The 9,304-nt window shown below is 75.8% G+C and carries 10 protein-coding genes; 5 read left to right on the top strand and 5 right to left on the bottom strand.

Translation table 11 applies throughout. From position 1 onward, the window contains the following. Positions 1-236: 236 nt before the first annotated feature. The 3 genes from ACLIYP_RS27455 to ACLIYP_RS27445 all read left to right on the top strand — a co-directional run bounded on the left by ACLIYP_RS27455 (position 237) and on the right by ACLIYP_RS27445 (position 2,774). A complete protein-coding gene (locus ACLIYP_RS27455; protein WP_412715797.1) occupies positions 237-1,592 on the top strand; it encodes a deoxyguanosinetriphosphate triphosphohydrolase in 1,356 nt (451 codons plus the stop codon). Positions 1,593-1,785: 193 nt separating this feature from the next. Next, on the top strand, positions 1,786-2,043 hold the full coding sequence (locus tag ACLIYP_RS27450; protein ID WP_412715796.1) for a hypothetical protein: 258 nt from the start codon (positions 1,786-1,788) through the stop codon (positions 2,041-2,043). Next, positions 2,040-2,774, top strand: coding sequence for an HAD family hydrolase (locus ACLIYP_RS27445; protein WP_412715795.1), 735 nt, complete (start codon positions 2,040-2,042; stop codon positions 2,772-2,774). Before ACLIYP_RS27450 ends, ACLIYP_RS27445 begins: the two co-directional genes overlap by 4 nt. Before the next feature lie 17 nt (positions 2,775-2,791). Here ACLIYP_RS27445 and ACLIYP_RS27440 read toward each other — a convergent pair whose 3' ends face one another. The 3 genes from ACLIYP_RS27440 to ACLIYP_RS27430 all read right to left on the bottom strand — a co-directional run bounded on the left by ACLIYP_RS27440 (position 2,792) and on the right by ACLIYP_RS27430 (position 5,968). Then, positions 2,792-4,135 carry a cation:proton antiporter gene (locus tag ACLIYP_RS27440; protein WP_412715794.1) on the bottom strand — a complete coding sequence of 448 codons (1,344 nt, stop codon included), beginning with the start codon at positions 4,133-4,135 and terminating at the stop codon, positions 2,792-2,794. A gap of 308 nt (positions 4,136-4,443) precedes the next feature. Beyond that, positions 4,444-5,196: a lytic polysaccharide monooxygenase gene (locus tag ACLIYP_RS27435; protein WP_412715793.1), complete on the bottom strand. Its 753-nt coding sequence runs from the start codon at positions 5,194-5,196 to the stop codon at positions 4,444-4,446. Between the two features lie 352 nt (positions 5,197-5,548). Next, positions 5,549-5,968 (bottom strand): cupin domain-containing protein, encoded by a 420-nt coding sequence (locus ACLIYP_RS27430; protein WP_412715792.1) that lies wholly within the window; start codon positions 5,966-5,968, stop codon positions 5,549-5,551. 405 nt (positions 5,969-6,373) lie between these two features. Here ACLIYP_RS27430 and ACLIYP_RS27425 point away from each other — a divergent pair, with 405 nt between their 5' ends. Next, entirely contained in the window at positions 6,374-7,105 is a 732-nt protein-coding gene (locus tag ACLIYP_RS27425; protein ID WP_412715791.1) for an N-acetyltransferase, read from the top strand. Positions 7,106-7,120: 15 nt separating this feature from the next. Here ACLIYP_RS27425 and ACLIYP_RS27420 read toward each other — a convergent pair whose 3' ends face one another. After that, positions 7,121-7,945 carry an endonuclease/exonuclease/phosphatase family protein gene (locus tag ACLIYP_RS27420; protein WP_412715790.1) on the bottom strand — a complete coding sequence of 275 codons (825 nt, stop codon included), beginning with the start codon at positions 7,943-7,945 and terminating at the stop codon, positions 7,121-7,123. Between the two features lie 135 nt (positions 7,946-8,080). Beyond that, positions 8,081-8,863: an alpha/beta fold hydrolase gene (locus ACLIYP_RS27415; RefSeq protein ID WP_412715789.1), complete on the bottom strand. Its 783-nt coding sequence runs from the start codon at positions 8,861-8,863 to the stop codon at positions 8,081-8,083. A gap of 195 nt (positions 8,864-9,058) precedes the next feature. On the opposite strand from ACLIYP_RS27415, the gene ACLIYP_RS27410 reads away from it, so the two are divergent. Continuing rightward, positions 9,059-9,304 (top strand): hypothetical protein (locus ACLIYP_RS27410; RefSeq protein ID WP_412715788.1); only part of this gene is annotated, 246 nt, incomplete at its 3' end.

Below are 9,304 nucleotides of genomic sequence, written 5' to 3'. Positions count from 1 at the left end.
CCGGCGCTGGCCCGCCTCGTCCTGCACCGCTACGACGAGGCGCTCGCCCGGGCCCGTACGGCGGCCCGCGCGCCCGGCCTCCCCGGTCTTCCCGACCCCCGCCCGGTGCGGGGCGCACTGGCCCGCGCCTCCTGACCGCCGCCGGCCGCGTACCCGCCCGCCCCGTACCCGCGCGCGTTGTCACCCGGGGCGGTTAGCGTCGGTGTATGCGCGGCAGGTATGGCGATGCGTACGCCATGGACGACACGACGGACGGCACGGACGGCACACGGGGCACGGCGGGCGGCGCGGCGGAGCACGTCGCCGGTTACGACGGGGCGGCGCTGGAGCGCTGGGTGCCCGAGCCCGACAAACGGCCCGGACGCACCGCCTTCCAGCGCGACCGGGCGCGGGTGCTGCACTCCGCCGCGCTGCGGCGGCTGGCGGGCAAGACCCAGGTCGTCACGCCCGACGCCGCCGCCCCGGCATGGGACGCCACCCCCCGCACCCGCCTGACGCACTCGCTGGAATGCGCCCAGGTGGGAAGGGAGTTGGGCGCCGCGCTCGGCTGCGACCCCGATCTGGTGGAGACCGCCTGCCTCGCCCACGACCTGGGCCACCCGCCCTTCGGGCACAACGGCGAGCGCGTACTGGACGAGATCGCCGGCCCCTGCGGCGGCTTCGAGGGCAACGCGCAGTCGCTGCGGCTGCTGTCGCGGCTGGAGCCGAAGCGGTTCGCCGGACGGACCGGTGAGGACGGCGGGGACGGCGGCCCGCAGGTCTGCGTCGGCCTCAACCTCACCCGCGCCGCCCTGGACGCCGCCACCAAGTACCCCTGGCCGCGCGGCGGCCACCCCGCCGACCCCGCGTCGCCGAAGTTCGGCGTCTACGAGGACGACCTGCCGGTCTTCGAGTGGTTCCGGCGCGGCGCCCCCGGGCACGGGCAGTGCTTCGAGGCGCAGGTCATGGACTGGTCCGACGACGTCGCCTACTCCGTCCACGACGTCGAGGACGGCCTCCACGCCGGCCACCTCGACCCCAACCTGCTGCTGGCCGAGCCCGAGCGGCGCGAGGTCTTCGCCGTCGCCGCCGCCCGCTACGCGCCGCCCGGCACCGAGGAGGCCGAACTCGCCGAGGCCCTGGACCGGTTGCTGGACCAGGAGTGGTGGCCGCACGGCTACGACGGCACTGCCGTCGCCCAGGCCCGTCTGAAGGACGCCACCAGTCAGCTCATCGGCCGCTTCTGCCTGGCCGCCGAGGGCGCGACCCGGGCGGCGTACGGCTCGGGCAGGCTGACCCGCCACGGCGCCCGCCTGGTGGTGCCGCGCGCCACGCGCCTGGAGTGCGACGTGCTCAAGGCCGTCGCGGACCGGTACGTCATGCAGCGCCCCGACCAGGAGCGGCTGCGCGGCGAGCAGCGCGACATCCTGGCCGGACTGGCCGAGGCGCTGATCGCCCGTGCCCCGGACGGCCTGGATCCGCAGTTCCGCGCGCTGTTCTCGGAGGCCGGCGACGACCGGGCCCGGCTGCGCGTGATCGTCGACCAGATCGCCTCCCTCACCGACGCCTCCGCCCGCCACCTCCACGCCCGCCTCACGGGCCCGGCGGCGTGACAGCACGGGGCGGCAGCATGACAACACGGACCGGTCGCCGCCCTGCTCGACGGCGAGGGGCTGTCCCAGTGGGCCGGGGGGCGCCGGATGGTTTTCCGTCCGAAGGAAGCCCACCGGCTCGGCGTCCGCGTCATAACCGCTTCGACGACCCCCGTCGAGGCGTACGCCCCGACGCGCTGCCTGCGGCCTGGTGGTGGGCGCTGTCCCGGCTCCACGTGGAGCCGGTGACCGGAGAGGCCCCCGGGGCGCGGCCGGCCCTCTGAAGGAGACCGGACCGCACGGCCGCACGTACGCCGTCGACGCGGCCCTGGCGGCCGTCGCCCTGCGGCAGCCCGGCGCCGTCGCCGTCCTCACCTCCGGCGAGGACGACATGCGCAAGCCGCGCGGCGACCGCGTGGTGGTCGTCAGGCTCCGACCGCCCGCCCCGGAGCGTGGTAGGAAGACCGGATGAGCCGCTTGCCCGTCCACGGCCCCGAGGGCCCCCTCCGCGCCGCGCCGGCCCCGCAGGGGCCGCCCGCCGCCGTACGGGCCGTGCTCTTCGACTTCTCCGGCACGCTGTTCCAGATCGGGACGTACGCGGACCGCATACGGGCGGCACTGGCGCGCCCGGTGGGCGAGGCGGAGATGGAGGCCCTGCTGGGCGGGCTCGAAGCCGGTCTGTCGGACCCGGCGGTGGCCGGGGCCCAGCGTGCCCGGGACGTGTCCGCCCGGGCCCACCGGCACGCCTTCACCACCTGGTACGCCTCCGTCCCGGAGCTGGCACCGGTGGCCGGGGCGCTCTACGAGCAGTTGCGGACCCCCGGGCACTGGGTGCCGTACGCGGACAGCGCGGCCGTGCTGGCACGGCTGGCCGGTGCGGGCGTGGCCCTGGGCGTGGTCAGCGACGTCGGATGGGATCTGCGCCCCACCTTCGCCCATCACCGGCTGGACGGCTGGCTCTCCTCCTGGGCGCACTCCTTCGAGCACGGTACGGAGAAGCCGGATCCCCGGCTCTTCCTGTACGCCTGCCGGGAGTTGGGCGTCGATCCGGCCGAGACCCTGATGGTGGGGGACCACCCGGCCAAGGACGGCGGGGCGGCCGGTGCGGGGCTGCGCTCCTACGTGCTGCCGGCCGGAGCCGCCCCGGGGCAGGTCCGGGGGCTGGACGCCGTTCTCCGGCTGGCCGGGATCGGCGACGGGTAAGCCCCGCAGGACCGCGGTCACCGCCCCGGGGGCCCGCCCCGGTCCGGTCGTGCGAACGGCCCCAGCCAGCGGCGCCGGGCGCCGAGCCACTCGTCCCAGGCCGGTCCCGTGTCCATCTCCTCCCGCAGCGGCGTCCCCGCCCCGGCGGAGGCCGCCGCGTACCAGCGGCCCAGGCGTTCCGAGAGCGCTCCCGCGGAGACGCCGTGCAGGACGATGCTGAGGAAGACGGTGACCGCCATCACGCTGCCCAGCCGCTCCAGCCCGGGACCGCCCTCCCGTACGGCCAGGAGCCCCAGGATGACGGAGGCCAGGCCGCGGGGCCCGAACCAGCCGACGAAGGCCACCGTGGGCGCGTGCAGGCCGCTGCCGAGCAGCGAGAGGGCCACCGGGACCATGCGGACCACGGTGAGGCTGAGCAGGGCGTAGCAGACGATCCGCCAGTCCAGCCGCTCCAGGGTGGGCCCGAGCAGCACCGCGCCGAACACCAGGAAGCTCAGTGCGGCCAGCAGCCCGCCGAGGTCCTCCGCCAGCCCGGCGGCGTCCTCGGAGCCCTCCGGGCCGGTGGCGAACCGCAGCGCGGCGCCGAAGGCGAAGCCCGCCATCCACACGGCGATGAACCCGCTCCCCCCGGTCGCGTCCACGAGGAGGTAGGAGCCCGCGGCGAGGGCCAGGGGCAGCGCCTGTGCCCACTCCGGGGTGACCCAGCCCCTGGCGTCCGACCACTTCAGCAGCCGTCCGCCGGTCCATCCGACCACCACGCCCAGGACCGTGCTCAGCACCAGGGCGCGCCAGAACACCTGGGCCGGTCCGGCCTCCGCCCCGGCAGCCGTGGGCGCCGCGGCGAGGAAGAGGACGAAGAAGGGCAGGACCATGCCGTCGTTCAGTCCGCTCTCGACGGTGAGTCCCTGGCGCACCAGCGCGGGGACCCGGGGGGAGGAGACCGTGGTCCTGCCCAGTGCCGCGTCGGTGGGGGCGAGTACGGCGCCGACCAGTGCCAGCTCCCAGACGCCGAGCTCCGGGAACAGCGGCCAGGCCAGCAGCCACCCCGCGCCGATGGTCAGCGGCAGCCCGATCCCCAGGAGGCGGCCGGGCAGGAAGCGCCCCCTGCGCAGAGCCCATCTGCGGATCGCCATCGCGTCGGTGAACAGCACCAGGGCCAGGGCGGTCTCCAGCAGCGGCAGCAGGAGGCCGGAGTCGGGTCCGGGCAGCGGCAGCCCCAGTCCGGCCGGACCGATCAGGAGCCCGAAGGCGGTGAAGACCATGGCGGTGGAGACGGGGGTGCCGGCGAGTCTGCGCGATCCCAGTGCGTAGGCGGCGACGGCGGCCGCCACCGCGGCCCCGGTCCACTCCCCGCCGGTCACGGGTGCTCCCTCCCCGTCCCGCCGCGGGGTGTCCCGTCCGCTCCGCGCAGAGCGGTGCCCCTCACGCCTGCCCGCATCCCGCTGCCCCTTCCGTGGCGCCTGGGTGGACGACGCGGGCCATTGTGCTGTTCCGGCGGCTCTCCGTACGGCCGCGACATGTCGGTACGGCCGTGTGCGGCACCGATGGCGGGGGGATCCGGTGCCGCACGCACACGATCGGGGGAGCGGGCCTTCGCCGCGGTCCGTACGGGTCCCGGCGCGGCCGGGTGGCCGGCGCCTCCGCGTCGCGGAGGCGCCGGGGGCGCGGTTCAGCAGGCGCCCAGGTCCCGCCAGACCCCGGAGACGCCCGGCTCCTCGCCGCGCGTCCACCAGGCGGCACGCCAGGCGTGGCCCCGGTGGGTGGCGGACTGGCCGCCGTTGTAGACCGTGGAGTTGTTCCAGGCGGCGGAGGAGCACTCGGCCGGCCGGGTCGGCGGCTCCGGCGTCCCGCCCCCGCCGTCACCGCCGCCGCTGCCGACCTGGACGTCCACGCAGTTGTAGAACGCGTTGGCGGTGTCCGCGACGTTCCACACGGCGAGGATCTTGTGCTTGCCGGAGGGCAGGCCGCTCAGGGTGTGCGAGATGTTCGACGGCGGGCGGGTGCCGCCCTGGTCGAACCGCTTGAACAGCACGCCGTCGACGTAGTAGTCCCAGGTGCTGGTGCTGTGCGCGGCGGTCAGCCGCCACTGGAAGGTGACGGTGCTGGAGACCTGGGTCACCGGCCAGTTCCGGCTGTCGTCGTCCAGGAAGGTCCACCGGGTGCCGCCGCTGCACAGGCGCGAGCCCTTGGGGGCCTCGACGCTCTGCGGCTCGTACTGCAGGCCGTCGCAGCCGGTGACCCGGCCGGTGGCGCAGTGGTCCTGGCGGCTGGGCGGGGAGGTGATCCAGCCGTGGGCGCCCGCCGAGCTTGCCGAGGTCATGACAAGCGCGAGGGGCAGTGCCAGCGCGAAGGCGAAGAGTGAGGCCAGCAGCCTCGCGGGACTCCTCCGCGCCGTCCGGGGAATGTGTCCGGTCTTTCGCATGTGGGGGCTCCTCCTCCTTCCGCGCGAGCCGGGCCGGCCGGTGCGCGGAGCGGTACGGGGGGTGGCGACCTGCCGTGCGCAGGGCCTCGACGGTGACGATAGATTGGTACATACCAATCGTTAAGAGCGGCTTCCGGCCCGTTTCGCGGGGGCGCGGCCGGGGTGCGCACGGCGCAACGGAGGTCGTCCGTCCGGGTGGAGGAGGCCGGAGGATGGGCGAAGAGGGCCGGGATGAGATGTTCTGTCCGCTGGCCGGATCCGGTCCGCGCCGACGGTCCGCGCCGACGGTCCCGCCCCGCCCCGCCCCGCCCCTTCCCCGCAGCGCCGCGGCGGGGAAGGGGCGGGGCCGCTCTCAGGCCAGGGCGTGACCGGTGGTGCTGTCCACGTGGCCCGGGATCTCCCCCTCGTGGCGGTCCCCGGTCGAGGCCGTACCGGTGGGCTCGAACATCAGGATCGACCCGCCGTCCGAGGACGGCTTGTGCTCGGTGCCGCGCGGCACCACGAACACGTCGCCCTTGTGCAGTTCGACGGTCCGCTCGCCGCCGTCGGCGTCGCGCAGGGCGATGTCGAAGCGGCCGTCGAGGACGAGGAAGAACTCGTCGGTGTCCTCGTGCACGTGCCAGACGTGCTCGCCCTCGGTGTGGGCGATCCGCACGTCGTAGTCGTTCACGCGGGTCACGATCCGCGGGCTGTACACGTCGGTGAAGGAGGCCAGGGCCTCGGTCAGGTTGACGGGGCGCGGTGCGGACTGGGATACGGGTGTCTCGCTCATGGAGCCGATTCTCGGCGGTTTCCGCGCACCGTTCACGGTGTTTTACGGGAGTGCGCGGAAAACGCTGGAGCCGGTTCGCCGGTTCCCCGCAGTTCCGCCGAAACGGCCCGCGGACGGGTACGGCCGTGCCCCGGGCAGCGCCGAATTCCTGCGGGGGCCGCCGCGGAGGACGGACGAGGCCAGGCAGGAACGCCGCCGCGGGTTCAGAATGGACACCGTGCCGGCGGTCGCCACCGCGATCGGCCTGTCGGGCCTCGGCCGGACCCCGGCCCGGCCACGAGGCGCAGGGGCCGCGGTCGCCGCTGACCACCGCGGCGGTCGTGGTGGCGTCGGCCCTCTCCGGGCGGTGGTTCCGCCGGGAGAGGGCCGGAGGAGAGACCTGGTCGTGTACGGGCGGAGGCAGTGATGCGGGTGGTCGACGTCGCGGAGGACGGTCCGCTGCTGCAGGTGCTCTACGAAGACCTGCTCGTCCCCTCGTTCCCCCCGGACGAACTGCAGACCCTCCAGTGGGTCCGCGACGGCCTGGCGGACGGCGGCGTCGTGGTCGGCGCCGTACTGGACGACGCCGGCGCCCCCGAGGCGGTGGCCGTCGGCGAGTGGGACGCGCCGAGCCGGGTCCTGCTGCTGTCCTACCTGACGGTGCGGCCCCGGATCCGCTCCAGGGGGCTCGGCGGCCTGCTGATGGGCGTGGTCACAGGAGCCTGGCGGGAGCGCTTCCGGCCGCTGCTGACGCTCGCGGAGGTGGAGCATCCGCTGGCGCACGAGGCGGGCGGCGAGCGCGGCGACCCGGCCGCCCGGCTGCGCTTCTACGCCCGGCACGGCGCCCGGGCCCTGGACATCCCCTACTTCCAGCCCGTGCTGCGCCCCGGCGCGGAGCGGGTCCACGGAATGCTGCTGCTGGTGCTCACCCGTGCCGGAGGCACGGGCGGGGAACGGCCGGACACGGTCGATCCCGGACCGGTCCGCGCCTTCCTGGAGGACCGCCTGCTCTCGGACGAGGAACACGATGCGGACGGCCCGGTGCTGCGGATGCGCGGCGCCCTGGCCCGCCCCGGCGGCATCGGGCTGCTGCCGCTGGACGACGTCCGCGCGCTGCCGCTGTCCGCCCCGGACGGGGACGGGGACGCCCGCCCGTAGGCGGGCGGGCGGCCCTCAGGAGGCCGGTTCCGGGGCCAGGTCCACCACGACGGCGGCGTGGTCGGACGGCCAGACGCCGCCGACCGGGCCGTCACCCGCCCGCCGTACGGCCGTGACACGGCCGACCCCGTCCGGGCCGGGTGGCCCGACGTGGACGTAGTCCACGCGCGCGCTGGGCCGGAAGGTGGCCGCGACGTAGGGGTTGGCCGCGTCCCGGGTGGCCGCCGGGGCGGCCGGGGCGGCGTACTCCCAGGCGTCCAGCAGCACCTGGCCCTCGACGGCGGGGGCCGTACGGGAGCCGCCCAGCAGACGGATCTCGTCGGAGTCGGGCGTCGCGTTGAAGTCCCCGGTGACCACGGGCGGGAAGCCGTTCCCGGCGCGGTGCGCCGCGACGAACTCCGCCAGGGCCGCGACCTGCCGGCAGCGCAGGGCCGAGGCGTGCGCTGCCGAGGTCAGGTGCGTGGTGAAGAACGGCACAGGGCGGCCGGGCGCGTCCAGCAGGGCGTACAGCGCCACCCGGCCGTCGTCTCCCCCGGCCGGGGGCAGCGCGGCCCGGGCCCGCTCCACCACGGGCCAGCGGCTGAGCACGGCGTTGCCGACGCCGAGTTCCGGGTCGTCCAGCCGCTTGCGCCACTGCCCGGGTACGTCCCAGGAGGCCCAGGCCCAGTGCATGTCCAGCTCGCGGGCGAGCCGCTGGGCGAGGTTCTCGCCGCCGCGGGTCCACACCTCCTGCAGGCCGACCGCGTCGGGCCGCAGTTCGCGCAGCGTGGCGAGGATCGCCTCGTACCGCTCCCGCCACGGCCCGAACCGCCACCACACGTTCCACGTCATCACGCGCATCCGCCGCCCCGCTCCCTGCGTCGCCCCTGGTGGGCCATGGGTGTACCCCTTCCACCGCCCCGGTACCCGCCCGATGTGACGCCCAGCGGTCCGCGGGGGAAACGGTTCGGGTACGCCCGTCCCGGGCGGGCCGCGTCAGTCGGCCGACTCCAGGAAGTCCGCTATCGCCGGGGCGAAGGAGGGGTCGCGCACGGTCGTCAGATGGTCGCCGTGCAGGGTCCGCAGCCAGGCGTGGGGGAGCGCGTCGGCGAGCACCCGGGGGCGCCCGGCCAGCGGGTCGTCCGCGCCCGCGAGCACCAGGGTCGGCACGGTGACGTCCGCCAGCGCGGTCGGGCCCTGGTGCATGGACCTGCCCTGCGCGGCCAGGGCGCGGCGGTCGGCGCCCACCTCGTCCGCCCAGATCCGCAGGCCCGCCATCCGCAGCGGTACGTCGGCCGGATCGTCCGCGAGCAGCGCCGCCACCACCAGTTCGGGGGGCAGTTCACGGGTGTCCACACCGCCCAGCTCGACCACCCCGGCCCCCACGCCGCCGACCACCAGCCGGGTGACGCGCTCGTCCCGGGCGGCGGCCAGCAGCGCGGTGACCGCGCCCATCGAGTAGCCCACCAGGTGCACCCGTCCCTCGCCGAGGACGTCCAGCAGGACCAGCAGGTCGCGCGCCATGGCCTCCTCGCCGTAGCGGCGGGCGTCGTGCGGCTTGTCGGAGCGGCCGTGGCCGCGCGCGTCGATGCCCACCACCCGCCGCCCCCGCCGGGTCAGCACCTCGACGACGCCGGGCCTGACCCAGTTGGTGTGGGTGTCGGCGATGAAGCCGTGGTGCAGCACCACGACCGGCAGCCCGGTGTCCCCGCCGGGCGCCGGGTCCCAGCGGTGGTAGCGGATGGTCACACCGTCGAAGGAGGTGAACTCTCGTGTCATGGGCCGACCGTAGGACGGCCGGCAGCGGCCCGGCGGTCGCGGGGGAGGCCGTTGTGCGAGCGCACACGCCGGCCGGCCGGCCGCTGGGCCGCGGCCGCGACCTGGTCTTATTGTCATGGACACTATGTGGGCTCGGTGCTGTCGTGGGAGGACACCCGGGCCACCTGGGAGTCCCTTCCGAGGAGGGATGCGCGGATGCACGGTGCGAACACCGCACGCAAGGCCGTGGCGGAACTGATCGGCGGCGCACGCGCGGGACGGGGCGGCGCGCTGCTGGTGCGGGCCGAACCGGGGCTCGGCGCCGGCGCCCTGCTGGACCATGCCGCGGCCCGCTTCGAGGCAGCGGACGGAGGCGGCACCGTGCTGCGCGCGCGGGGCGTGGCCGCCGAGACGGCCGTCCCCTACAGCGGACTGCACGCCCTGCTGCGGCCGGTGGCCGGC

The organism is Streptomyces nanhaiensis (genome assembly GCF_046614825.1).
In the GTDB taxonomy this organism is placed as follows: Bacteria; Actinomycetota; Actinomycetes; order Streptomycetales; family Streptomycetaceae; genus Streptomyces; species Streptomyces radiopugnans.
This window is presented reverse-complemented; position numbering and strand designations above follow the sequence as displayed.